21 protein-coding genes and 1 pseudogene are annotated in these 24,712 nt (G+C 70.9%); 9 read left to right on the forward strand and 13 right to left on the reverse strand.

The window, feature by feature from the left end; genetic code table 11:
* A pseudogene (locus FF041_RS13065) lies at nt 1-275 on the reverse strand (hypothetical protein); the annotation flags it as partial.
* 349 nt (nt 276-624) lie between these two features.
* Here FF041_RS13065 and FF041_RS13070 point away from each other — a divergent pair.
* Nucleotides 625-1,287 (forward strand): lysophospholipid acyltransferase family protein, encoded by a 663-nt coding sequence (locus FF041_RS13070; RefSeq protein WP_153485965.1) that lies wholly within the window; start codon nt 625-627, stop codon nt 1,285-1,287.
* 73 nt (nt 1,288-1,360) lie between these two features.
* On the opposite strand, the gene FF041_RS13075 is transcribed toward FF041_RS13070, so the two are convergent.
* The 4 genes from FF041_RS13075 to FF041_RS13090 all read right to left on the reverse strand — a co-directional run bounded on the left by FF041_RS13075 (nt 1,361) and on the right by FF041_RS13090 (nt 6,423).
* Nucleotides 1,361-2,899, reverse strand: coding sequence for an MFS transporter (locus FF041_RS13075; RefSeq protein ID WP_153522998.1), 1,539 nt, complete (start codon nt 2,897-2,899; stop codon nt 1,361-1,363).
* Nucleotides 2,896-3,450, reverse strand: coding sequence for a TetR/AcrR family transcriptional regulator (locus FF041_RS13080; protein WP_228387180.1), 555 nt, complete (start codon nt 3,448-3,450; stop codon nt 2,896-2,898). Before FF041_RS13080 ends, FF041_RS13075 begins: the two co-directional genes overlap by 4 nt.
* Nucleotides 3,451-3,716: 266 nt before the next feature.
* Nucleotides 3,717-5,144, reverse strand: coding sequence for an argininosuccinate lyase (gene argH / locus FF041_RS13085; RefSeq protein WP_323391822.1), 1,428 nt, complete (start codon nt 5,142-5,144; stop codon nt 3,717-3,719).
* Between the two features lie 85 nt (nt 5,145-5,229).
* A complete protein-coding gene (locus FF041_RS13090) occupies nt 5,230-6,423 on the reverse strand; it encodes an argininosuccinate synthase (RefSeq protein WP_323372187.1) in 1,194 nt (397 codons plus the stop codon).
* 161 nt (nt 6,424-6,584) lie between these two features.
* Between FF041_RS13090 and FF041_RS13095 the strand changes: the two genes are divergently transcribed.
* The gene (locus FF041_RS13095; RefSeq protein ID WP_153522999.1) at nt 6,585-7,187 is read left to right on the forward strand and encodes a pyridoxamine 5'-phosphate oxidase family protein; all 603 of its coding nucleotides are present in this window, start codon (nt 6,585-6,587) and stop codon (nt 7,185-7,187) included.
* A 161-nt stretch (nt 7,188-7,348) separates the two neighbouring features.
* Here the strand turns inward: FF041_RS13095 and FF041_RS13100 are convergent, their stop codons facing one another.
* From FF041_RS13100 to argC, 5 genes are all read right to left on the reverse strand, one after another.
* Nucleotides 7,349-7,885: an arginine repressor gene (locus FF041_RS13100; RefSeq protein ID WP_153485971.1), complete on the reverse strand. Its 537-nt coding sequence runs from the start codon at nt 7,883-7,885 to the stop codon at nt 7,349-7,351.
* A 7-nt stretch (nt 7,886-7,892) separates the two neighbouring features.
* The gene (locus FF041_RS13105) at nt 7,893-9,107 is read right to left on the reverse strand and encodes an acetylornithine transaminase (protein WP_153523009.1); all 1,215 of its coding nucleotides are present in this window, start codon (nt 9,105-9,107) and stop codon (nt 7,893-7,895) included.
* Nucleotides 9,107-10,027 carry an acetylglutamate kinase gene (gene argB, locus FF041_RS13110; RefSeq protein WP_153523000.1) on the reverse strand — a complete coding sequence of 307 codons (921 nt, stop codon included), beginning with the start codon at nt 10,025-10,027 and terminating at the stop codon, nt 9,107-9,109. Before argB ends, FF041_RS13105 begins: the two co-directional genes overlap by 1 nt.
* Nucleotides 10,024-11,178 (reverse strand): bifunctional glutamate N-acetyltransferase/amino-acid acetyltransferase ArgJ, encoded by a 1,155-nt coding sequence (gene argJ, locus FF041_RS13115; protein ID WP_323372188.1) that lies wholly within the window; start codon nt 11,176-11,178, stop codon nt 10,024-10,026. Before argJ ends, argB begins: the two co-directional genes overlap by 4 nt.
* 154 nt (nt 11,179-11,332) lie before the next feature.
* Nucleotides 11,333-12,361 carry an N-acetyl-gamma-glutamyl-phosphate reductase gene (gene argC / locus FF041_RS13125; RefSeq protein WP_153485975.1) on the reverse strand — a complete coding sequence of 343 codons (1,029 nt, stop codon included), beginning with the start codon at nt 12,359-12,361 and terminating at the stop codon, nt 11,333-11,335.
* Nucleotides 12,362-12,514: 153 nt separating this feature from the next.
* On the opposite strand from argC, the gene FF041_RS13130 reads away from it, so the two are divergent.
* The 5 genes from FF041_RS13130 (at nt 12,515) to FF041_RS13150 (ending at nt 18,372) form a co-directional block, all read left to right on the forward strand.
* Nucleotides 12,515-13,036 (forward strand): AAA family ATPase, encoded by a 522-nt coding sequence (locus FF041_RS13130; protein WP_153523002.1) that lies wholly within the window; start codon nt 12,515-12,517, stop codon nt 13,034-13,036.
* A 172-nt stretch (nt 13,037-13,208) separates the two neighbouring features.
* Nucleotides 13,209-13,823 carry a hypothetical protein gene (locus tag FF041_RS13135; RefSeq protein ID WP_153523003.1) on the forward strand — a complete coding sequence of 205 codons (615 nt, stop codon included), beginning with the start codon at nt 13,209-13,211 and terminating at the stop codon, nt 13,821-13,823.
* A gap of 530 nt (nt 13,824-14,353) precedes the next feature.
* Nucleotides 14,354-15,793 (forward strand): rifampin monooxygenase, encoded by a 1,440-nt coding sequence (rox, locus tag FF041_RS13140; RefSeq protein WP_153523004.1) that lies wholly within the window; start codon nt 14,354-14,356, stop codon nt 15,791-15,793.
* A 515-nt stretch (nt 15,794-16,308) separates the two neighbouring features.
* Nucleotides 16,309-16,512 (forward strand): hypothetical protein, encoded by a 204-nt coding sequence (locus FF041_RS13145; protein ID WP_153523005.1) that lies wholly within the window; start codon nt 16,309-16,311, stop codon nt 16,510-16,512.
* A gap of 201 nt (nt 16,513-16,713) precedes the next feature.
* The gene (locus FF041_RS13150) at nt 16,714-18,372 is read left to right on the forward strand and encodes an FAD-binding oxidoreductase (RefSeq protein ID WP_153523006.1); all 1,659 of its coding nucleotides are present in this window, start codon (nt 16,714-16,716) and stop codon (nt 18,370-18,372) included.
* Between the two features lie 179 nt (nt 18,373-18,551).
* Here the strand turns inward: FF041_RS13150 and FF041_RS13155 are convergent, their stop codons facing one another.
* On the reverse strand, nt 18,552-18,983 hold the full coding sequence (locus FF041_RS13155; protein ID WP_153523007.1) for a GNAT family N-acetyltransferase: 432 nt from the start codon (nt 18,981-18,983) through the stop codon (nt 18,552-18,554).
* 418 nt (nt 18,984-19,401) lie between these two features.
* Here FF041_RS13155 and FF041_RS40320 point away from each other — a divergent pair, with 418 nt between their 5' ends.
* Nucleotides 19,402-22,173 carry a DUF4332 domain-containing protein gene (locus FF041_RS40320; protein ID WP_153523008.1) on the forward strand — a complete coding sequence of 924 codons (2,772 nt, stop codon included), beginning with the start codon at nt 19,402-19,404 and terminating at the stop codon, nt 22,171-22,173.
* 246 nt (nt 22,174-22,419) lie between these two features.
* Here the strand turns inward: FF041_RS40320 and FF041_RS13165 are convergent, their stop codons facing one another.
* Nucleotides 22,420-22,827 carry a DUF5997 family protein gene (locus FF041_RS13165; protein ID WP_153481406.1) on the reverse strand — a complete coding sequence of 136 codons (408 nt, stop codon included), beginning with the start codon at nt 22,825-22,827 and terminating at the stop codon, nt 22,420-22,422.
* Nucleotides 22,828-22,884: 57 nt separating this feature from the next.
* Between FF041_RS13165 and FF041_RS13170 the strand changes: the two genes are divergently transcribed.
* Nucleotides 22,885-23,673 (forward strand): LysR substrate-binding domain-containing protein, encoded by a 789-nt coding sequence (locus FF041_RS13170; RefSeq protein WP_323391823.1) that lies wholly within the window; start codon nt 22,885-22,887, stop codon nt 23,671-23,673.
* A gap of 66 nt (nt 23,674-23,739) precedes the next feature.
* Here the strand turns inward: FF041_RS13170 and FF041_RS13175 are convergent, their stop codons facing one another.
* Nucleotides 23,740-24,657: a S1 family peptidase gene (locus FF041_RS13175; protein ID WP_323391824.1), complete on the reverse strand. Its 918-nt coding sequence runs from the start codon at nt 24,655-24,657 to the stop codon at nt 23,740-23,742.
* Nucleotides 24,658-24,712: the final 55 nt, after the last annotated feature.

The raw sequence follows: 24,712 nt of genomic DNA on the forward strand, positions 1-24,712 counted from the left end.
ACCGTGGGGCGCGGCAGATCCCGGTACGAGCCGCCGTGCCCGCCGTGCCGTTCGCCCGCCGCCGCCGGTCCGGCGGCGGCGACCGGGACGCCGAGGGCCGTGGTGGTGAGCACCGCCGCTCCGAGCAGGCTCCGCCGCCCCGGGCCCGCCGCCGCGCTCCAGCCCGTACGCCGGTCCATGCTCCTGTCCCCGCTCCGGTCCGTGCTCCCGTCCTCGCTCCGCCGCGCGCCCGTGTCCGCGCCGTCTGCCGTGCCGTCTGCCGTGCCGTGGGTCATGAGGGCTCCCTCTCCGTACGTTCTGCGCCTGCTGTGCCTTATGGGTATTCCCTGTCCTCCAGAGGTACCCCCGGGCCGTTTCCCGCTGTGATGTCCCGCACCTGCCGGGCGGTGTCCGACGCTAGAGAGCGATCTATGCCACCGGGAAGACCCTGCGGAAACGTGGCGCGAACAGACGTCAACAGTGTGTATCCGTCCCATGAACCCGATGTGCGATCGAACGGCAACCGCGAGTATCGTCCTCACCTGCGCAGACTCAGCCGAACCCGAACAGAGGGTTCCTCGGAGCGCCGCACCGGCCGCCCACCGCTGCCGTCCGTTCATGACACCGGAGGACTCGTTGTCCCGCTTGTCGCTCATCAAGGCCGTGCTAGGACCCTTCCTGCGCCTGATGTTCCGCCCCCGCGCGGAAGGCGTCGAGAACATCCCGGGCTCCGGCCCCGTCATTCTGGCCGGGAACCATCTCACCTTCATCGACTCGATGATCATGCCGCTGGTGTGCACCCGTCCGGTCTACTTCATCGGCAAGGACGAGTACGTCACGGGCAAGGGCCTCAAGGGACGGGCGATGGCCTGGTTCTTCAGCGGCGTCGGCATGGTCCCGGTGGACCGGGACGGCGCGAACGGCGGGGTGGCCGCGCTGATGACAGGGCGTCGGATCCTGGAGAGCGGCCGGATGTTCGGCATCTACCCCGAGGGCACCCGCTCCCCCGACGGCCGGCTCTACCGGGGCCACTCCGGAATCGCCCGGCTCACCCTGATGACCGGCGCACCCGTGGTGCCGTTCGCGGTGATCGGCACGGACAAGCTCCAGCCGGGCGGCTCGGGTCTGCCCCGGCCCGGCCGGGTGACGCTCCGCTTCGGGGAGCCGATGGAGTTCTCCCGGTACGAGGGCATGGAGCGCAACCGCTATGTGCTGCGCGCGGTCACCGACTCGGTGATGACCGAGGTGATGCGGCTGTCCGGCCAGGAGTACGTGGACATGTACGCCAGCAAGGCGAAGGCGGCCTGACGCCCAGCGCCGGAGACCGTACGCGCAGGAGGGCCGGACCCCGATCGGGGTCCGGCCCTCCTGCGCGCTGCGGTCAGGGGTGTTCGACGCCGTCCTCCAGACGCTGCCCCTTCAGCAGGAACCAGGCGGCGACGGCGGTCGCCAGCAGCAGCGCCGAGCCGATCGCGCCCGCGATATGGAGCCCGTCCGTGAACGCGCTCTGCGCCGAGGAGAGCAGGGCCGCGCCCTGCTCCTGCGGAAGCGCGTCCGCCGTCTGGACCGCGCCGCCGAGGGAGTCCCGGGCCGCGTCGGCCGCCTCGGCCGGCACGCCGTCCGGGGTGGGGAAGCCCCGGTAGACACCGGTCACCACCGAGCCCAGCAGGGCGATGCCGAGCGCCGCGCCCAGTTCGTACGCCGTCTCGGAGACGGCCGACGCCGCGCCCGCCTGCTCCTTGGGCACGCTGGAGAGAATCACGTCCGCGGTCACCGTGAAGGCGAGGCCCGCGCCGAATCCGCCGAGGAAGAGCGCGACGCCCATGGCGAGCGGCCCGGTGTCGGCGGTCAGCAGCACACAGGCGCCGAGCGCCAGGCCGACGGCGGCCAGTCCCCCGGACACCGTGCTGCGCACGGACGCCCGCCGGGCAAGATGGCCGGCCAGCAGACCGGAGCCGACCGATCCGATGGCGGCGGGCAGCTCGATCAGCCCCGCCTCCAGCGGGGAGCGTCCCTGGACGAGCTGGAGGAACTGCGAGAGGAAGAAGACCAGTCCGGCGAGTCCGAGGATGGTCAGCAGATCCGCCAGTACGGCCCCGGAGAAGCCCCGGTGGTGGAAGAGTCTGACGTTCAGCAGCGGCGAGGGCAGTGTGAGCTGCCGCCGTACGAACCAGAAGAGAGCGCCGCCGCCGACGACGGCCGCCAGGGCGGTCCCCGCGCTCAGTCCGTGCACCGCCGTCTCCTTGATCGCGTACACGACGGCGATCATGCCGATCAGGGAGAGCGCGACGCTGATCAGATCCCATGGGCCGGGGTTCGGGTCGCGCGACTCGGGGATCAGCTTGATGCCGACGACGACGAGGATCGCCATGACCGGGAGATTGATCAGGAAGACCGAGCCCCACCAGAAGTGCTCCAGGAGCGCACCGCCGACGAGGGGCCCGACCGCCGCGCCCGCCGACGCCGCGGCGCCCCAGATGCCGACGGCGAGACTGCGCTCCCTGGGGTCGTGGAAGAGATTGCGGATCAGGGCGAGCGTGGACGGCATCAGGGTGGCGCCGGCGACGCCGAGCAGCGCGCGGGCCACGATCATCATCTCGGGGCTGGTCGCATAGGCGTTGAGCACGGAGACCGCGCCGAACGCGACGGCGCCGGTCAGCAGCAGCTTCTTACGGCCGATGCGGTCGCCGAGGCTGCCCATCGAGATCAGCAGACCCGCGATGACGAAGGAGTACACATCGCCGATCCACAGCAGCTGGGTGCCGGACGGTGCGAGATCCTCGCTCAGAAAGGGGGTCGCCAGGCCCAGGACGGTGGCGTCCACCGCCACCAGCAGCACGGCGAACACCAGGACGGACAGCGCCAGCCAGCGTCCGGGGGCGCGTACGGTCTCCGGCGCCTTGAGGTCGGTGCTGGTCATCTCTCCACGCTCCGTCGTGTGCAGCCGCCGAGCAGCAGCTCGGTGATCATGAACTGGTAGTCCTTGGGCGCGACCCGGCCGGTCTGCACGGACCAGGCTCCCGCGCTGAGCAGCCCGTAGAGGGCCTCGGTGAGCCAGGCGGCGGTCAGATCGATCCGGAAGACGCCCTCTTGCTGGCCGCGCTGGAAGAGCGCGGAGATCCGGGCGTCGATCCTGGCCCAGCCCTGGTTGACCTCTTCGCCTTCGAAGAGCTGGTTCTCGGTGATGAGGAACGCCAGAAGCGGGGCGGAGGGCACGCTCTCGCCGACGAGCCGTCCGAGCGCGCCGCCCGCGGGCCCCTCCTCCAGCCGGGCGGCGTCGACCGCCGCCTCGAACTCCCTCAGCCCGAAGTCCTCCAGCGCGCGCACCAGGGCGTCCCGCCCGGCGAAGTGCCGGTGCAGGGTGGCGCGGCCGACGCCTGCGGCCTTGGCCACCTCGTCCATGGTCGCGGTGGCTCTACGGGAGAGAAGCGCGGCGGCGCTGCGCAGCATCTGCTCACGATCGACTGTCATGACACGACCATAACCCAAGTGAGACATGGATGTCTCATCAGATCATGTGCTGACTCATCTGCCACGGCGATGAGGGACGTCCTCGGTGCGTACGAGACGAGAGGGGTGCCCTCGGCGCATACGAGAGGGACACCCTCGGCGCATGCGAAACACCGCCGCCGCCCGGCTGCGGCGCGTCGGCCGCCGGACCGGAGGGACCCGGCCGGACTGTCGACGCGCTCGCGCGCTGGGCGGCGGCGGTGTCGGGGAGAAGACGCGGAGGCCGCCTACCGTGCGGCATCCGCCCATTCGTGCTGGGCGGCCAGATCGGCCTTGACCTCGGCGAGCTGGACCGCGACGGCGGACGGGGCCGTACCGCCCCGGCTGTCGCGGGAGGCCAGTGCGCCCCGGACGGTGAGAACCGTGCGGACCTCGGGGGTCAGATGCTCGGAGATCTCGGCGAACTGCTCGTCCGTGAGCTCGTCCAGCTCGATGCCGAGGCTCTCGCACACCTTGACGCACGCGCCCGCGACGTCATGCGCCACCCGGAACGGCACCCCCTGCTTGACCAGCCACTCCGCGATGTCGGTGGCGAGCGAGAAACCGGCCGGCGCCAGCTCCTCCATCCGCTCCCGGTTCACCGTGAGCGTGGCCATCATCCCGGTGAAGGCGGGCAGCAGCACCTCCAGCTGGTCGCAGGAGTCGAAGACCGGCTCCTTGTCCTCCTGGAGGTCCCGGTTGTACGCCAGCGGCAGCGCCTTGAGCGTCGCCAGCAGGCCCGTGAGATTGCCGATCAGCCGGCCGGACTTGCCGCGCGCCAGCTCGGCGATGTCCGGGTTCTTCTTCTGCGGCATGATCGACGAGCCGGTGGAGAAGGCGTCGTGGAGGGTGACGAAGGAGAATTCCTTGGTGTTCCAGATGATGACCTCCTCCGCGATCCGGGAGAGATTCACGCCGATCATCGCGGTGATGAAGGCGAACTCCGCCGCGAAGTCCCGGGAGGCCGTGCCGTCGATCGAGTTGGCCGCCGAACCGCGCTCGAAGCCGAGATCGGCCGCGACCGCCTCGGGGTCCAGCCCGAGCGAGGAGCCCGCGAGCGCCCCGGAGCCGTAGGGCGAGACCGCCGTGCGCGCGTCCCACTGGCGCAGCCGCTCGGCGTCCCGGGAGAGCGACTGCACATGGGCGAGCACATGGTGGGCGAAGAGCACGGGCTGGGCGTGCTGAAGATGCGTACGGCCCGGCATGGCGACGTCGGGGTGCGCCTCGGCCAGCCCCACCAGCGCGTCCTGGAGCTCGGCGAGCAGCCCGCCGACGATCCGGGCGTGGTCGCGCAGATACATCCGGAAGAGGGTGGCGACCTGGTCGTTGCGGGAGCGGCCGGCCCGCAGCTTGCCGCCGAGATCGGGGCCGAGGCGCTCCAGCAGGCCCCGCTCCAGCGCGGTGTGCACATCCTCGTCGGCGACGGTGCCGGTGAAGGAGCCGTCGGCGACATCCGCTTCGAGCCGGTCGAGCCCGGCGAGCATCCGGGTCAGCTCGTCGTCGCTGAGCAGTCCGGCCCGGTGCAGCACCCGGGCGTGGGCACGGGATCCGGCGATGTCGTAGGGCGCGAGACGCCAGTCGAAGTGGACGGAGGCGGAGAGCCTTTCCAGCGCCTCGGCGGGACCGTCGGCGAACCGTCCGCCCCAGAGCCGGACATCGCCGTTGTTGCTGCTCACTGCTGAAGCTCCTCGGGATGAGTGGATGTGCCGCCGCCTCCCCGGCGCGGAGGAACGGGGAGGCGGCTGTGGTGCGCGGGCGGGATCAGCTCAGATCGCGCTTGGCCGCGATCTTCGCGGAGAGACCGAAGATCTCGATGAAGCCCTGGGCCTTGGACTGGTCGAAGGTGTCGCCGGTGTCGTAGGTGGCGAGGTTGAAGTCGTACAGCGCCTGCTCGGACCTCCGGCCGTTGACGACGGCCCGGCCGGCGTGCAGGGTCATCCGGATGTCGCCGGTGACATGCTGGTTGGCCTCGTTGATGAAGCCGTCCAGGGCGCGCTTGAGCGGGGAGAACCAGAGGCCGTCGTAGACCATCTCGCCCCAGCGCTGCTCGACCTGCCGCTTGTAGCGGGCGAGCTCACGCTCGACGGTGACGTTCTCCAGCTCCTGGTGGGCGGTGATCAGCGCGATCGCGCCCGGGGCCTCGTACACCTCACGGGACTTGATGCCGACGAGCCGGTCCTCGACGATGTCGATCCGGCCGATGCCCTGGGCGCCGGCCCGCTCGTTGAGCTGCTGGATCGCCTGGAGGACCGTGACGGGCTTGCCGTCGATGGCGACCGGGACGCCCTCCTTGAAGGAGATGACGACCTCGTCGGCCTCACGCGGCTCGGCGGGGTTGGAGGTGTACTCGTAGATGTCCTCGATCGGCGCGTTCCAGATGTCCTCCAGGAAGCCGGTCTCGATGGCCCGCCCGAAGACGTTCTGATCGATGGAGTACGGCGACTTCTTGGTGGTGGTGATCGGAAGCTGCTTGGCCTCGCAGAAGGCGATGGCCTTGTCCCGGGTCATGGCGTAGTCACGGACCGGGGCGATGCACTTGAGGTCGGGGCCGAGTGCGGAGATTCCGGCCTCGAAGCGGACCTGGTCATTGCCCTTGCCGGTGCAGCCGTGGGCGACGATGCCGGCGTTGTGCTTCTTGGCCGCGGCGACGAGGTGCTTGACGATCGTGGGCCGGGAGAGCGCCGAGACCAGCGGATACCGGTCCATGTAGAGAGCGTTGGCCTTGATCGCCGGGAGGCAGTACTCGTCGGCGAACTCGTCCTTGGCGTCGGCGACCTCGGCTTCGACGGCGCCGCAGGCGAGTGCCCGCTTGCGGATGACATCAAGGTCCTCGCCGCCCTGGCCGACGTCCACGGCGACGGCGATGACCTCGGCGCCCGTCTCCTCGGCGATCCAGCCGATGGCTACGGAGGTGTCCAGACCGCCCGAGTAGGCGAGTACGACGCGCTCGGTCACGGGATTCTCCTTACGATGCATTCGGTGATGGAATAAGTATGCACTCGACTGTATGTTTCGTCAACGCCTTCGGAGCAACCACACCGGCGGGCCCTCCGGGGCCCCTCCGGGGGGCCCGAAACTCCCGGCGGGAGCGCGGGCACGCACCGGATAATCGCCGTATGGGAAAGCGCTATGAACGCATAGACGGCAGGATCCGCGACTTCATCGAGCAGCAGCCGGTCTTCTTCACGGCCACCGCGCCCCTCGCCGGGGACGGGCATGTCAATCTCTCCCCCAAGGGCCGCAGCGGCACCCTGGTGGTCCTGGACGAGCGGACGCTGGCGTATCTCGACTTCGGCGGCAGCGGCGCGGAGACCATCGCCCATCTGCGCGAGGAGGGGAACGGGCGGATCACCCTGATGTGGTGCGCCTTCACCGGGCCGCCGAAGGTGCTGCGGGTGCACGGCAGCGGTGAGGCGGTCTTCCGGGACGATCCGCGCTGGCCCGGGCTCATCGCCCACTTCGCGGAGGCGGACGGGCCGGCGGCCCGCGCGATCATCGTCGTGCACGCCCGCCGGATCGGGGACGCCTGCGGGTTCGCGGTGCCGTTCATGGAGTACCGGGAGGAGCGCACCCAGCACGCGGAGCACTTCGGGCGGAAGTCGGACGACGAGTTCGCCGCGTACTGCGCGAAGAAGGAGCATGTGGGCGTGAGCCTGGACGGGCTCCCCGCGCTGCCGCTGCCGCTGCCGCCGCGCCCTGAGACGGCGGGGAGCGCGTAAGGCCCGCCCTCGGGGCCTTGAGGTCTTGGGGCCTTGAGGTCTAGCGGGCGACGGGCTCCGCGTTCAGCAGTCCCGGGGCTTCCGGCTCAGCGGGCGACGGGCTTCGGACTTCGGGCTTCCGCCCGGACCGGGCGAGCCCGGCACGATCCATCAGAAACACCCTAACGGTCGTTCTCGGCCAGGCGCAGCAGATGGTCCGCCAGCGCCTGGCCGCCCGTGGGGTGCCTGCTGATCAGCATCAGGGTGTCGTCCCCGGCGATGGTGCCGAGGATGTCGTGCAGTTCGGCCTGGTCGATGGCCGAGGCGAGGAACTGGGCCGCGCCCGGAGGAGTGCGCAGGACCACCAGATTGGCGGACGCCTCGGCGGAGATCAGCAGCTCCCCGGCGAGCCTGCGCATCCGCTCCTCCTTCGCCGACTCGCCGAGGGGGGCCTGCGGGGTGCGGAAACCGCCCTCGCTGGGCACCGCGTAGATCAGCTCGCCGCCGGTGTTGCGGATCTTCACCGCGCCCAGCTCGTCGAGGTCCCGGGAGAGCGTCGCCTGGGTGACGCTCAGCCCGTTGTCCCCGAGGAGCTTCGCCAGCTGGCTCTGGGAGCGCACCGGCTGCCGGTTGAGGATGTCCACGATCCGACGGTGGCGGGCCATACGGGTCTGCGGTACCGCCTGGCTTCCCTGGTCGGTGTCCTGCGCCTCGGTCATCGTCGTCTCATTCCCCGGTTGGTCCTTCCCCGTTCTGCTCGTGGGCCGCGTCGAGCATGCCGGGCAGGGCCCCGAGGAAGGCGTCCACCTCGGCCTCGCCGATGATCAGCGGCGGAATCAGCCGTACTACATCGGGAGCTGGGACGTTCACCAGGAAGCCGGCGCTCTGAGCCGCGAGCTGCACCTTAGGCGCGAGGGGCTCGTTGAGCACGATACCCAGCATCAGGCCCGCGCCACGGACATGGGAGACCAGGGGGTGTCTTCCTTTGCCTTCGCTATCCTCCACCGCGTCCCGGATCTTCTCCCCCAGCCGCTTGACCTGGTCGAGCAGTCCATCGGCCGCGAGGGTGTCCAGTACGGCGAGACCCGCGGCGCAGGCGACGGGGTTGCCGCCGAAGGTGCTGGCGTGGTGACCGGGCCGCAGCAGTTCGGCGGTCTCGCCGAAGGCGACGGCCGCCCCGATCGGCAGTCCGCCGCCGAGGCCCTTGGCGAGGGTGACGACATCGGCCTCGACGCCCTCGGCCTGGGCCGCGAACCAGTGGCCGGTGCGTCCGATGCCGGTCTGGACCTCGTCCAGTACGAGCAGGGCGCCGGCGGCGCTGGTGATCTCCCGGGCGGCCTGGAGATACCCCCGGGGCGGTGTGATCACGCCGTTCTCGCCCTGGATCGGTTCGAGGATCACCAGGGCGGTGTCCGTGGTGACGGCGGCGCGCAGGGCTTCGGCGTCCCCGTAGGGGACATGGGTGACGTCGCCGGGCAGCGGCAGGAACGGCTGCTGCTTGGCGGGCTGGCCGGTGAGGGCGAGCGCGCCCACGGTGCGGCCGTGGAAGCCGCCGGAGGCGGCGACCATCCCGGTGCGGCCCGTCAGCCGGCCGATCTTGAAGGCGGTCTCATTGGCCTCGGCACCCGAGTTGCAGAAGAAAACGCGCCCGGGCCTGCCGAAGAGCTGGATCAGCCGCTCGGCGAGCAGGATAGGCGGCTCGGCGGCGTAGAGGTTGGAGACATGGCCGAGGGACGCGATCTGCCGGGAGACCGCCTCGACGACGGCGGGGTGGGCATGACCGAGCGCGTTCGCCGCGAGCCCGCCGGTGAAGTCGGTGTACTCGGCGCCGTCCGCGTCCCAGAGCGTGCTGCCCGCGCCACGGACGAGAGACAGCTTCGGCGTGCCGTAGGTGTCGGCGATCACACGCTGCCAGCGCTGGGCGTACTCCTGGTTGGTCATCATTCCCTCTCCGTCGTGGATGCGGCCCGCCCGTCGGGCAGGACCATGGTGCCGATGCCTTCGTCGGTGAAGATCTCCAGCAGGATGGAGTGCGGCACCCGGCCGTCGATGACCCGGGCGGTGTTGACTCCGTTGCGGACGGCGAAGAGACAGCCCTCCATCTTGGGGACCATGCCGCTGGAGAGATCCGGCAGCAGCTTCTCCAGCTCGGTGGCGCTGAGCCTGCTGATCACCTCGTCGCTCAGGGGCCAGTTCTCGTAGAGCCCCTCGACGTCGGTGAGGACCATCAGGGTCTCCGCGCCAAGCGCCGCAGCGAGTGCCGCAGCCGCCGTATCAGCATTGACGTTGTAGACATGACCGTCGTCCTCCGCACGGGCGATGGAGGAGATGACCGGGATGCGGCCGTCCTTCAGCAGCGCCTCGACCGCGCCCGTGTCGATCCTGGTGACCTCGCCGACCCGGCCGATGTCGACCGGCTCGCCGTCGATCACCGGCATGTGCTTGGTGGCGTTGATGGTGTGCGCGTCCTCGCCGGTGATGCCGACCGCGATCGGGCCGTGCTCGTTGAGCAGCCCGACCAGCTCGCGCTGGACCTGTCCGGCCAGGACCATCCGCACCACGTCCATGGCCTCGTCGGTGGTGACCCGCAGTCCCGCCTTGAACTCGCTGACCAGGCCGTGCCGGTCGAGCTGGGCGCTGATCTGGGGGCCGCCGCCGTGCACCACGACCGGCCGGAGACCGGCGTGGTGGAGGAAGACGACGTCCTGGGCGAAGGCCGCCTTGAGGTCCTCGTCCACCATGGCGTTGCCGCCGAACTTGATGACGACGATCTTGCCCTGGTGGCGGGTCAGCCAGGGCAGCGCCTCGATGAGGATCCGGGCCTTGGGGAGCGCGGTGTGCTTTCGGGTGGCGCCGCTCATGAGCTGTACTCGCTGTTCTCGTGGACGTAGTCCGCGGTGAGGTCGTTGGCCCAGATCACGGCGGACTCGGACCCGGCGGAGAGGTCGGCGGTGATCCGTACCTCGCGGTAGCGCATGTCGACCAGCTCGCGGTCCTCGCCGACGGCGCCGTCACGGCAGACCCATACGCCGTTGATGGCGACATGGAGCCGGTCGGGCTCGAAGGCGGCCCGGGTGGTGCCGATGGCGGAGAGCACCCGGCCCCAGTTGGGGTCCTCGCCGTGAATGGCGCACTTGAGGAGGTTGTTACGGGCGATGGAGCGGCCGACCTCGACGGCGTCGGCCTCGGTGGCCGCGTTGACGACCTCGATGCGGATGTCCTTGGAGGCGCCCTCGGCGTCGCCGATGAGCTGCCGGGCGAGGTCGTCGCAGACCTCGCGGACGGCGGCGGCGAACACCTCGTACTCCGGGACCGCGCCGGAGGCCCCGGAGGCCAGCAGCAGCACGGTGTCGTTGGTGGACATACAGCCGTCGGAATCGATGCGGTCGAAGGTGGTGCGGGTGGCGTCGCGCAGCGCCTTGTCGAGGGCGGCGGCGTCGAGGTCGGCGTCGGTGGTGAGGACGACGAGCATGGTGGCCAGGCTCGGGGCGAGCATTCCGGCGCCCTTGGCCATCCCGCCGACGCGCCAGCCGTCGCCCTGGTGGACGGCGGTCTTGTGGACGGTGTCGGTGGTCTTGACGGCGATGGCGGCCTTCTCGCCGCCGTGCTCGCTGAGCTGGGCGGCGGCCTGCTCGATGCCGGGCAGCAGCTTGTCCATGGGCAGCTGGACCCCGATGAGACCGGTGGAGGCGACGGCGATCTCGCCCGCGCTGTGGCCCGGCAGGACCTCGGCGGCCTTCTCGGCGGTGGCATGGGTGTTCTGGAAACCCTGGGGGCCGGTGCAGGCGTTGGCCCCGCCGGAGTTCAGTACGACGGCGGTGACCGCGCCGCCCCGCAGGACCTGCTCGGACCAGAGGACGGGGGCGGCCTTGACGCGGTTGGCGGTGAAGACGCCCGCGGCGGCCCGGCGGGGGCCGTTGTTCACCACGAGCGCCAGATCGGGCTTGCCGTTCTCCTTGATCCCGGCGGCGATGCCCGCCGCCGTGAATCCCTTTGGTGCCGTGACACTCACTGCGTCTCCTCGGGTGCTTCTCCGCCCGCGTTCGGCGGTGCGGCTTCGGTCGCGTCCGGCCGCCGCGGTACGGACGCGGTCGTCGTCGGGCCGGACGCGGTCGTCGTCGGGCCGGACGCGGTCGTCGTCGGGCCGGTGACGGCGCGCGCCGCACTCACGGGGCGACGCCGGTGACGGGAAGGCCGGTGGTCTCGTCGAGTCCGAGGGCGATGTTCATGCTCTGGACGGCGCCGCCCGCGGTGCCCTTGGTGAGGTTGTCGATCGCGCTGATCGCGATGATGCGCCCGGCGGTCTCGTCGAGGGCGATCTGGATCTGGACGGCGTTGGATCCGTAGACGGAGCCGGTCGCGGGCCACTGCCCCTCGGGCAGCAGATGGACGAAGGGCTCGTCGGCGTACGCCTTCTCATAGGCGGTCCGCACCTCCGCCGCCGTGACGCCCGGCTTCGCCTTGACGGAGCAGGTGGCGAGGATGCCCCGGGGCATGGGCGCGAGCGTGGGGGTGAAGGAGACGGTGACCGGCTCGCCCGCCACGGCGCTGAGGTTCTGGATCATCTCGGGGGTGTGCCGGTGGCCGCCGCCGACTCCATAGGGGCTCATGGACCCCATCACCTCGGAGCCGAGCAGATGCGGCTTGGCGGCCTTGCCCGCGCCGGAGGTGCCGGAGGCGGCGGTGATCACGGCCTCGGGGCCGGCGAGCCGCGCCTGGTACGCCGGGAAGAGGGCGAGCGATACGGCGGTGGGATAGCAGCCGGGCACCGCGATACGCCGGGCGCCGTCCAGCTCGCCACGGGCGCCGGGCAGCTCGGGGAGGCCGTAGGGCCAGGTCCCGGCGTGCTCGGAGCCGTAGAACCGCGTCCAGTCTGCGGCGTCCTTCAGCCGGAAGTCGGCCCCCATGTCGATGACGAGGACCTCCTCGCCGAGCTGCTCGGCGACGGCGGCGGACTGCCCGTGCGGCAGAGCGAGAAAGACGACGTCGTGCCCGGCGAGCACCTCGGCGTCCGTCGGCTGGAGGAGCCGGTCGCCCAGCGCCGGCAGATGCGGCTGGAGCGCGCCGAGCCGCTGCCCCGCGTTGGAGTTGCCGGTGAGCGCGCCGATCTCGACTCCGGGGTGCGCGAGGAGCAGACGGAGCACTTCCCCGCCCGCGTACCCGCTCGCGCCTGCCACTGCCGCTCGTACAGCCATTTGGACCCTCCTCATAGACCAGCATGACTATACGCAGAGCCGCAGTTTTATGCAATGGATTCAAGGGTGGGGCTGCGGGCGGCCCTCCGCCGTGCCTGTTCTGTGACGTGATCGGCACCGGCTCGCGGCGCGCACACCGCTAGCGTCGGGCCCATGATCGTATGGCTCAACGGCACCCACGGCGCGGGCAAGACGACGACCAGTGCACTCGTACAGCCGCTCCTCCCGGATTCACGCGTGTTCGACGCCGAGAAGGTCGGCGAGACGCTCATGGACATCACGCCCGGGCTGCCGGGGACGGACAACTTCCAGCACTGGCCGCCGTGGCGGCAGCTCGTCGTCGAGACCGCCCGCCGCGTACTCGACTACACCGGCGGCACCCTGGTGATGCCCATGACCGTCCTGGTGGAGCAGTACTGGCGCGAGATCAGCACGGGCCTCGCCCACCACGCCATCCCGGTACGGCACTTCGTCCTCCACGCCGACCAGGACACCCTCCGCGGGCGCATCGAGGGGGACACGGTTCTCGGCCCCTCCCCCTTCCGTCTTGAGTACCTTGAGCCCTACGCCGAGGCGGCCCGCACATGGCTGCACGACGAGGCCGAGGTCGTCGACACCACGCACCTCACGCCCGCCCAGGCCGCCCAGCGGATCGCGGAGGCCGTCAAGGGCTGAGGCTTGATCCGCCCGCCACGCCTCACCCGGCGCGGGGAGGTGGGCGCGGCGTGCGGACCGGCCCGGAGTCCCCCGCCAACCGGCGGAGACTTCCGGGCCGGTCCGGCATGGCTCCCCGCCGAGGCGCGCTGGGCTCGGATGCTGATGGTCCCCCGACCACGCAGGAGCGGCCATGGACGATCCCAGCCCGCACGAAGCCGGGCGATCGGCATCCACGTACGCAGACCGTGGCACGCCCGGTCAGTCGGGGGTCATCGGCATCGCGCTCGCCGCCGTGCTGACGGCCGCGTTCGCGGAGGGTTCCTGGGAATGGTTCGCCACATACATCGGGGTGACGCTTCTCGCCCTGGTCTTCTCCTTCTACCGGCTGCCGGCGTGGATGCCCGGCCCCGGATCCGCGTATCTGCGGAATCTGGTCGCGTATTCGGTGGTCATCGGCCTGTGCGTAGCGATCGCACTGGCCCCCGCGATACAGCGCTGGGCGTGGCTCTTTCCGATGCCGGGCACTCGTGCGGGCTGTCCTGAGCTGGGCGCGTACCAGAGCATCCACGCGGAGGCCGCACTGGCGAATCTGGCTGATCGCGACAGTGCCGCCCTGGCTCAGGCGCAGGAGGCCCAGAGCCATGTGGCCGTCGCCGACTGTCTGTCGGCGACGACGACCCGGTGGTTGCCGGTGTACGGGGCCGGGGCGGCCGTACTGGTGGGTCTGGGCGCGTGGTCCCTCGACCGGGCTCGGGCGAGGAAGGAGGCGGCCCCGACCAGGGGGAATCCACCTCTTCAGAGCTGAGCGCGCGGGTGGGCGGGCAAGAGCGGGGCCCGGTGGAGAGCGGCGGCCCGGCAGAGAGTGGCCGCCGGAGCCGCCTTCCCGGATCGGCCGTCAGAACCGACGGCCGGCACGCCAGATGAAGCACTCGGCCACCAGGGACATCCTCCTGGACCGCCGGCATCGCCGTATGCGGCGCGTCGCCGCTTCGGGAGGAAGCCGGCCCCTCCGCAGCGCACGGAAAAGGCAAGGAAACCCGCTTCCTTGCCTCTCCCAAGGTATAGCGCACCGGGGGCCTTGCGGCAAGGCCCGGGTCATGCCGCAGAATCGTCGACCGAGGCCAGGACCTGCGGAAATCAGGGATACGCGATGTATGCGTGCCTCTGTCGGCGTATGGGGCGCTCGCGGGACGTCGAACCGCCGGTGGGACTCGCGGTGCGGGTGCGTGGACTCGGCGGGGGCCCGGCGCGGAAGCGCGGGTGTGCGGGTTGTGCGCGCCGCCGGACCGCGCGAAGCGGCTGGCCGAAACGCAATGTCGTTGAATGGGGGGTTTTATGATTGACGTGATCATTGCCGGTGGCGGACCGACCGGCTTGATGCTCGCCGGCGAACTGCGGCTGGCCGGGGTACACGTGGTCGTGCTGGAGAAGTTGACCGAGCCGACCGAGCAGTCCCGCGGGCGCGGCCTGCACGCACGCAGCGTCGAGCTGATGGATCAGCGCGGCCTGCTGGACCGGTTCCTCGCGGTCAGTGAGAAGTTCCAGGTCGGCGGGCTCTTCGGCGGCATCTCCAAGCCCTGGCCCGACCGGTTGGACACGGCTCACCCGTACGGCCTCGCCACCCCGCAGCCGGTCACCGAGCGGCTGCTCGACGAGCGTGCCCTCGAACTCGGTGCCGAGATCCGGCGCGGCTGCGAAGTGGTAGGGCTGAGCCAGGAGGGCAGTGGGGCCGGGGCCGGGGTGAGCGTCGAGCTGGCGGACGGCGCGCGGCTGCGCGCACGCTACCTCGTCGGGTGCGACGGCGGTCGCAGCACGGTGCGCAAGCTGCTCGGCGTCCGTTTCCCCGGCGAGCCCGCCAAGGTCGAGACGCTGCTGGGCGACATGGAGATGACCGAGGATCCGGCGACGGTGGCCGCCGTCGTCGAGGAAGTCCGCACGACCCAGCTGCGGTTCGGCGCCATCCCCAACGGGGACGGGACGTACCGCGTCATCGTGCCCGCCGAAGGCGTGGCCGAGGACCGTGCGGCCACGCCGACCCTGGAGGAGTTCAAGCAGCGGCTGCGGGCGGTCGCGGGCACCGACTTCGGCGTGCACTCGCCGCGCTGGCTGTCCCGGTTCGGCGACGCCACCCGGCAGGCCGAGCAGTACCGGGTCGGCCGGGTGCTGCTGGCCGGCGACGCGGCGCACATCCACCCGCCGACCGGCGGGCAGGGGCTCAACCTCGGTGTGCAGGACGCGTTCAACCTCGGCTGGAAGCTGGCCGCCGCGGTCAACGGCTGGGCTCCGGAGAGGCTGCTGGACAGCTACCACGCCGAACGGCACCCGGTGGGGGCCCGCGTACTGGACAACACCCGCGCGCAGATCGCGCTGCTGGGGACCGAGCCGGGGGTGACCGCGCTGCGGGAGCTGTTCTCGAAGCTGATGGACTTCGAGGAGGTGAACCGGTACGTGACCGGGATCATCACCGCGGTCGGGGTCCGCTACGACTTCGGCGAGGGCCATGAACTGCTCGGCCGGCGGATGCGGGACGTGCAGCTGAAGCAGGGGCGTCTCTACGAGCTGATGCACGGCGGTCGCGGGCTGCTGCTCGACCAGACCGGCCGGCTCTCGGTGGCGGGCTGGGCGGATCGGGTCGACCATGTCGTCGATGTCAGCGAGGAGCTGACCGTGCCCGCGGTGCTGCTGCGGCCGGACGGCCATGTGGCGTGGGCCGGTGAGGATCAGCAGGATCTGCTCGGCCGGCTGCCCAAGTGGTTCGGCGCCGCCGCCGGCTGAGCGGGCGGGTGCGGCTCACGGGAGAGTGCGGCTCGCGGGAGCGTGCGGCTCACGGGAGAGTGCGGCTCGCGGGAGCGTGCCGCCCCACCCGGCCCCGGCAGACGCCCACGGTCCCGGCGCGGTAGGGACACCCACGGCCCCGGAGCGGTACGGACACCCACGGCCCCGGCGTGGATGCCGGGGCCGGCCCGCCGCCGTCGCCCGCCGGCCCCGGCGCGGCGGCACCGTGCCGTGAACACCGATGGCCGACCGGGCCGATGCGGCGCAGCTGCCCCCGCCGGGCCACCGGGCGCACCGCGCCGCCCGCACGCCCCACGCGCGCCAACACCCCGCCACAAGACGCCACTTGGCGCAGAAAAGCCCTCCGGAGTGGCCGACTTCTGCCAGTTCGGAAATTGATTGCCCCGTCACTGCAACCTCTCCTGTCCATCCGTCCTCTTCCCGGTCGATCGATCAACCGAGCGGACTGCCGCGCCGGAGCGGGCGGCATTCCGTACAGCCGAGGAGTCGCAGGCATGGACTTACGCAGGGGAACCGGGGCCGCTCCGGCGGTCAGCGACATGGCGTCGGCGACGCCGCTCGCCGGGCAGGCCCGTATGACGGCGCCGATCCGCCGGCAATCTCCCGCGTGGGGCCCGAACGGGGCAGAGGCGTACGACGCGGCCCATGACATCGAGGGGCTGACAGTGAGCCCCACGTATGACGCCATGAAGCAGTAACGATTCTTCAGGGCGCGACGCCCACGCCTCCCGCCGCCCCCGCGCATGCCGCGCATGCCGCGCCCGGACCCTCCGGCCGGTTCCGGGCAGGGAGAACGATCCTCATCCCGCGTCCCGCATCCCGCCGACTCCTTCGCTCTCCGCTAATGATCGATTATCGATCAACCGTCCTTTCTTCCAAATCTCTTGAGGAACGTGACCATGAGCAAGCAGAATCCAGAACGGCATCTCGGCCGCCGATCCCTTCTCACCGGCGCTGCGGCCGTCGCGGGCGGAGCGGCCCTGTCCACCGCCGTGGCCCCGGGCGCCCAGGCGGCACCCGGCTCCGCCGCGGCGGTCGGGCCGGTCGTCGTCACTGCGGGCGATCGCCGTTTACCCGACCTGGCGCGCGGCAACAACCTGCGCTGGGAGGCGTCCCCGGAGAAGGTCGTCCTGATCACCACCACCGAGCAGGCCGTCAACGCCGTGCGGGAGGCGGTCACCGGACGCAAGCGGCTGACCGTGCGCAGCGGCGGCCACTGTTACGAGGACTTCGTCTTCAACAAGGATGTGCAGGTCGTCGTCGATCTGTCGGCGATGAACCAGGTCCGCTTCGACACCACCCGTAACGCCTTCGAGGTCGAGGCCGGGGCCTCCAATCTCGACCTCTACGAGAAGCTCTACAAGCTGTACGGGGTCACGCTCCCGGCGGGCACCTGTGCCTCCGTCGGGGTGGGCGGTCATATATCCGGCGGCGGCTACGGCATGCTCTCACGGCTGCACGGTCTGACCGTCGACTACCTTCACGGCGTCGAGGTCGTGGTGGTGCGGAACGGCGTCGTCGAGGCGGTCAGGGTGTTCCGCGACTCCACCGGCGCCGAGCAGGATCTGTGGTGGGCGCACACCGGTGGCGGCGGCGGCAACTTCGGCCTGATCACCCGCTACTGGCTGAAGAAGCCCGACTCGACCAGCACCGACCCCGGCGAGCTGCTGCCCAGCCCGCCGTCCGAGGTCCTGTTGCAGGCCACGGCCTTCAAGTGGGCGGATGTGAACGAGGCCGCCTTCACCCGGCTCGTACAGAACTGGGGCACCTGGCACGAGCAGAACAGCGCGCCGAACTCGCCGTACAACTCGCTGTTCGGCCTGCTGAAGCTGAACCACAGCGGGAACGGCGAGATCGGTCTGATCACCCAGATGGACGCCACGGTCCCCGACGCCCGGAGACTGCTGCACGAGTACCTCACCGCGATCACCGCGGGAGTGGGCGTCCAGCCGACGGCGATGACGCAGCGGATGGGCGAGCACGCGGCCCTGACGCAGTTCCGCAACCCGCGCCGGCTGCCCTGGTACATCGCCACCGACCATCTCAGCGGCGGCACCCCCGGGCTGCGCGGCAAGTACAAGTCGGCGTACGCGCGCAAGGGTCTGTCACCGACCCAGATCAGGGTGCTGTACAAGCACCTGTACACCACGTACAGGAACCCCGCCGGAGCTCTGGTCCAGATCGATTCGTACGGCGGCAGGATCAACTCCGTACCGTCCGGTGCGACCGCGGTGCCACAGCGCGACTCGGTGCTCAAGCTCCAGTTCCAGACCTACTGGACCGACCCGGCCGAGGAGAACATCCACATCTCCTGGATCCGTGACCTCTACCGGGAGATGTACGCGGAGACCGGAGGCGTCCCGGTGCCGGGCCCGATCAACGACGGCTGCTACATCAACTACCCCGACAAGGACCTCGGCGACCCCGCCTGGAACGCCTCGGGCACGACCTGGCAGAACCTGTACTACAAGGACTCCTACGCCCGTCTCCAGCGGGTGAAGGCGGCCTGGGACCCGCAGAACTTCTTCCGGCACGCCCAGTCGGTCCGCCTGCCGTAGGGCGGTTCCCCGTCCCACGGCCCGGCGTCCCCCGCGCGGTCTCCGCACGGGGGACGCCGCAGTGACCCGTCAAGCCGTGGCCGCCCGATGATCGCTCATCGGTCGCGGCGTGCCCCGCGAGCCGGGTGGATGCCGGCAGCCGCACACCCGGGATGACCGGGCGTCCCGGTAGGACCTCTTTAGCCCGCGCCCATCGAACGGTACATACCGATCGAACCGTGCTCGGCGGTGTCGGCGAAGCCGAACTTCTCATAGAGGAAGCGTGCGGGTCCGTCCGCGATCAGCGAGATGTACGCGGTGGCGGGGGCCCGGCGCTCCAGTTCCTCGGTGAGCGCGGCCATGATGCGCTTGCCGAGCCCCCTCCCCTGATGTGCGGGGTGGACACAGATGTCGACGACCTGGAACGCGGTGCCCCCGTCGCCGATGATCCGCCCCATGCCGATGGGCTCGTCCTCATGGTGGAGGACCACGCCGAACCAGGTGTTGGGGAGGGCGAGCGCGACCGCCTCGGGGGCTTTGTCCGAGAGCCCCGCCACGGTGCGCAGCCGGCGATAGACCTCGACGGAGGGTACGCCCGCACGCAGCCCGTAAGAGTCGTTCAAGGCATTCATGCATTACATAGTAGAGGGTCGCCCCCGCCGGAGTAAGCACCGCGGTCGGGTGCTCGGGCCCGGACGGTTCGCCTCCGGCCTGCGCCATCCGGCTCCGTCGCGGGCGGCGTGTCGGCGCGCGGTACGGGGCGGCGTCCTAGGGAGTGTCTTCAAAGTAGCGTCGTCCGCCCGGATGGGGGTCCCCCCGGGCGAAGCCCAGGGGGAGGGTCCGGCGGGGTCTGGTGCCGTGCATCGCAAGGCGGAGGAGGGAGTCCATGCGGTGGGGGCACCTCCCGGGCCGCCAGGCCCAGGGGGCCATCGGCGACCGACGACAACGCAGCGAGGTGCGGTGCCAGGGCGCGGCGGACAGACGGGACTTTGAAGACACGACCTAGCATCGGCGGCGAGGCGGGGCGTCCCGACATGCGAGGTGCTCAACGTGTGGACATGCGTGGCGCGGGGCAGTGCCGCCGCCCTGCTCGCCGCTCTGGCAGTCGTCGCACCCGCCCGAGCCGCCTCCCCGACGGCCCTCGTCGACGCCACGGCGGTCGCGAGCTGCGACGAGGCGAGAGAGCGACAGCAAGCCGGAGAGCTCGACGGCGCGAAGGAGACCTACACCGCCGTCGCCGTGAAGGGAGGCGACGCGGAACGCGCCTGCGCCGTCGCGGGCCTGAAGAGCGTCGCCGCGCAACGCGAACAGGCGGCGGCCGTGGTCACGGCGGGAGAGGACCTGGTCAAAGCCGGCGATCTCGACAAAGCCGGGAACGTGTTCCGCTCCGCACTCGCGATGGACCAGAGCAACCCTGGTGCCACGGCGGGTCTCGCGCAGGTGAACAAGGCCCAGGACCGTCCCGGCGCATCGGCCAACTGGGATCGTTTCTCCGCGTACTGGGTCATGCCGCTCGGTCGGATGCTGCTGTTCGGCGCGGTCGGATTCGCCGTCCTGTACGCACTGGCCGGTCTGTCCACACGTCTGTTCGTCCCCGTCGACACCATCTCCTGGCCCCGGCCCCACCGATGGATCGCCGGAGCCACGGGCTTCCTCCTGATCTTCGGCGCGGCGGTGATGCTTCCGCTCTACGCCATGTTCAGACCGTTCTCCCCCCGGGAGCCGCTCGCCAACTGGGCGGCCGGCGCGCTCCTGGGCATCGGGCTGGGAATGATCTCTCTGACCGTCCTCGCCTCGTACAGCGGACACCGAGGCCGGCGCGAGCAGGGCGACTGGCGGGACTGGTCGGCCTTGCTGATCTCCCTCGGCGCCGCCGTCGTGGTGGCGGGCGCCCTGCTCCTGGCTCCGCGGGAGGCGCTGGGCCTTGAGGCGGCCGGGGTGATCGCGGTGCTCGGGCTGACGGCGGTGGCGTTGATCGCCCTCACCGCGACCCGCCCTCACGACGTGCGGCGTCCCTTGACCCTGTTGATCCCGCTGAGCTTCGCGGTCATGGTGGCGACCGCCTTGGTCCTGGTTCCCCTGACGGACACGGGACGGCTGATCGCGGCCCACATCGCTCTCGCCGTGATCGGCGTCGTGCTGACGGCCGCGACGATGGGGCAGAACCTGCGACTCCAGGTCGAGGTGCAGAAACCCGATGGCACGGTGAGCGCGGGCTCCACGGATTACCTGCTGGCCAGGGTGAAGGGGCTGGGCGCGGAATCGCCGAAAGCGCTGAACGGCGCCACCTCCGGCCTCGCCACCACACCGCTGAGCAAAATCACCAGCGAGGATCTGAGCGCGTTGCCCGCGGGCAAGGTCGCGGGGGCGCTGTCGCGCCTGCTCTTCGCCGCCAGACCGGACCTCACATGGCGTGCCCGGGTCACCCTCGTGGATGCCGACCGAGTCGCGATGACCCTGTCCAGAAACGGCCGGTATGCCGAGAGTGCCGTGTTCAGCAGACCGGACCTCGGTCTCTCCGCCGTCCCGACCGAACCCGCGGAAGCCGACAGGGCCGCCGAGCAGGACCGGGCCAACGCACAGCTGCTCACCGGAGCCGCCGCCTTCATCCTCCTCCGGCTCAGCAAGGCGCATCTGGAGCTCCAGGACGATCTGTACGGGGCCGAGCGCTGGCAGAGCGTCGCCCTTCAGGTCATCGCGACGAGCCGGTCCCTGATGGGCGACGGCGTGAAGGCCGATGACGAGCGCGTGGAACTGCTGAGCCGCGCCATGGACGAAGACCCTGGATATGTGCTGGCGCGATTCGAGTATCTGTGGGCGGTCTACCGGCGTGCTCCGGATCAGCGGACCGCCCATGCGGCGCTCGCGAACTCCCTCGACGAGCAGTACGGCAGATCAGGGCTGTCGGACAGAGGCGTCGAGGACGAGGGCTGGGCCCCGCTCCGGATCCGGGTCAAGTACAGCAGCGCGACCCACTGGCTCAACGGTTACGTCGCCGAGGGCCGGCGCGATGATCAGCTGCGGGAGAACGCGGCTGAATCGGTCACAGAGCTCAAGAGCTTGTGCGAGGAGAAGTGGAAGGGCGTTCAGCTGAGACGGCAAGCGGATCGGATGCATGACTTCGCCGAGAATCTGGAGCACTGCATCACAGCGCTTGAAGGAGTCGCCCCGCCCAAGGGGGCGACATGGCTGCACCCCCATGAGCACGCCCCATCACCGAAACTCGCCTGGGACCACGCATGTCTGGACTGCTTTCTGGCAGGGATCCCGGGTCTGAAGGCCGAGAAGGACATGCGGCTGGGGCAGGCGATCGAGGATCTGGAGTTCGCCGTCGCCACCGACCGGGCGAGGAGCAAGGCCACGGCGGATCCCTGCTTCGGCCCGCTGGCCTCCGATCACCGGTTCAAGCAGCTGACGGGTGTCCCGCCCCGCAGCTTCCTGGACCTCCCGGCGCTTGCTCCGCACAAGGTCCCGCTGGCCAAGGCCGGCATCGAATCCGCCCCCGACCTCGCGCGCCGGACCCAGAGCGCCGAGCAGCAGGAACAGCTGGCGACTCATCTGGGGGTCTCCCGAGTGATCATCGACCGGATGCGGGAGATCGCCCTGCTGGCGCAGGTCCATCCGGACCTCGACGATCCCGGCATGCTTCATCTGCTGATCGCCCAGGGGGTCGGTTCACCGGCGGCCCTTCGCGACCGGGCGAGCCGGGACGCGGATCAGCTGATCTCCCAAGTCCGCGGCGAGGCGGAGAAGTACGGTCTGACTCCACCCGGGCTGGCATGGCGCCGTCGCCGGCAGTGGCTGCGTGCCGCCCGGTCCTGACATCGGTCTCCCCGCCCCTGGACCGGGAGCGGCGCCCGGCTCTCCGGGAGACGACCGGCCCGGGGCCGTGCCCGACCGGGCGCCTCGCCGTATCGGGGCATGACCCCCGTCACGGTCACCGTCGAGGCGTGGGGCGTGGGGCGTGGGGCGGCGCGGGCCGGGCCCTCGGCCCGTATGACCGTCCCCGGGAGGGGGGCGCGGACCTGCCGGACCCGGGCAAGCCCGGCAGCCGCCCGAGGCCAGCGGTCAGGAACGGGTGTCGCGGGCCGCCTTCTCGGCGCGCTCCGCGTTCTTCTCCTTGATGCGTACCGTTTCCTTGCGGACCTCGGCCTGGGTGGCCCGCTCCCGCTGGAGCCACTCGGGAAGATCCTTCTTCAGCTCTTCGATCTGCTCCGTGGTGAGGGGCTCGGTGACGCCGCCGCGCGCGAGGCCCGCGATGGAGACGCCGAGCTTCGCCGCGACCACCGGCCGGGGGTGCGGGCCGGTGCGGCGCAGCTCCTGCAGCCACTCCGGCGGATCGGCCTGGAGCGCACTCAATTCGCTGCGCGAGACGACACCCTCCTGGAACTCGGTGGGGGTGGCCTCGAGGTACACACCCAGCTTCTTCGCCGCGGTCGCGGGCTTCATCGTCTGGGCGGTCTGGTGCGACTTCATGTGTCAAGGGTATCGACCATGTGCGATACCTCCGACCACGACCGGTAATCTGGCCGGGTGACAGGCTCGGAAATGCCCTCTTCGTTCCGGCTGGCGTACGTTCCGGGGGTCACGCCCACCAAGTGGGTGCGGATCTGGAACGAGCGGCTGCCCGGAGTTCCCCTGACCCTCGTCCCGGTGTCCGCCGCCGAGGCCCCCGGTGCGCTGCGGGACGGCGGCGCCGACGCTGGTCTGCTGCGGCTGCCGGTCGACCGGACGGAGCTCAGCGCGATTCCCCTCTATACCGAGACGACGGTCGTCGTGATCCCCAAGGATCACCTGGTGGCGGCGGTCGACGAGGTGACCGCCGCGGATCTGGCCGATGAGATCGTGCTGCATCCGCTCGACGAGACCCTCGACTGGGAGCACCGGCCGGGAGTGCCCGCGAAGGAACGTCCCGCCACCACGGCGGACGCCGTCGAGCTGGTGGCGGCGGGCGTGGGAGTGCTCGTCGTCCCGCAGTCGCTGGCCCGGCTGCACCATCGCAAGGACCTCACCTACCGGCCCGTCTCGGACGCCCCCGAGTCCCAGGTGGCGCTGTCATGGCCCGAGGAGGAGACCACCGACCTGGTGGAGGAGTTCATCGGGATCGTCCGGGGGCGGACCGTCAACAGCACCCGGGGCCGTCGCGCCCCGGCCGCTGCTCCGGCCCCGGAGCAGCCGAAGCGCAAGCGCCCCGGAACCGGCGGCGCACAGCGGAAGCCCACAGCCGGAAAGCCGGGCGGGGGCGGCGCCCGCGGCGGTTCCGGCGGCGCCAAGGGCAGTGCCAAGGGCGGCAAGCGCGGAAAGCCCCGCCGCCGCTCCTAGGTCTGTTGTACGGCAAGAGCCGGTGACCCCCGGTCAGGGGATCACCGGCCCGGGGCCGTGGATCGATCAGAAGACGGTGACTCCGTAGGCGCTCAGCGCCTCGGTGACGGGCTGGAAGAAGGTGGTCCCGCCCGAGGTGCAGTTGCCGCTGCCGCCCGAGGTGAGGCCGAGCGCGGTGGTGCCGGAGAAGAGCGAGCCGCCGCTGTCGCCGGGCTCGGCGCAGACATTGGTCTGGATCATGCCGTAGACGATGTCGCCGGAGCCGTAGTTGACCGTGGCGTTGAGCCCGGTGACCCGCCCGCTGTGCAGACCGGTGGTGGATCCGCTGCGCTGCACGGACTGGCCGACGGTCGCGTTGCCCGCGGCCGTGATGTCGCGGTACGTGCCGTTGTAGAGGGAGACCCGGCCGTCAGCGGCCGTGGCGCTGGAGTGGCGGATGATGCCGTAGTCGTTGACCGGGAAGCTGCTGCCCGCCGTGGCGCCCAGGGTGACGGAGTTGGCGGAGTTGGTGTACCAGGTGCTGCCGAGCTCGGTGCAGTGGCCCGCGGTCAGCGCGTAGTAGGTGCTTCCGCTGCGGACGTTGAAGCCGAGGGAGCACCGTGAGCCGCCGCCGTAGATGGCCTGGCCGCCCGCGATGAGCTTGCTGAAGACGCCGGGGGTGCGCTTGATCTCCAGGGAGCCGGCCTGGCTGCCCGCGGCCTCGCGGATCTCGGCTATCTCCTTCGCCGACACGGTCTTGTCGACGGTGACGACGAGCTTGCCCGTCGCGGTGTCGGCGTACCAGGCGGTGCCCGCGATGTCCGCGCCGAGCACGGCGTCGCCCGCGCCGGCGAGCTGGGCGGCGCCGGCCCGTACCGCACCGCCGGGTTCGGCCGACGCGGTGGGAGCGGCGAGCGCGGAGACGGTCAGCAGGCCGGCCGCGACCGCGATCAGCCGAGCGCGCCTGGAGACGCCGCCGAGGGGGGAGTTGGGCTTGATCTTCACTTTTCCTCCGGTGGGGGGATCCGGGGCCCGGTGGGGGACGGGCCTGTGGGGGCCG

Origin of the sequence: Streptomyces jumonjinensis (assembly GCF_009600885.1) — a bacterium.
Taxonomy (GTDB): domain Bacteria; phylum Actinomycetota; class Actinomycetes; order Streptomycetales; family Streptomycetaceae; genus Streptomyces; species Streptomyces jumonjinensis.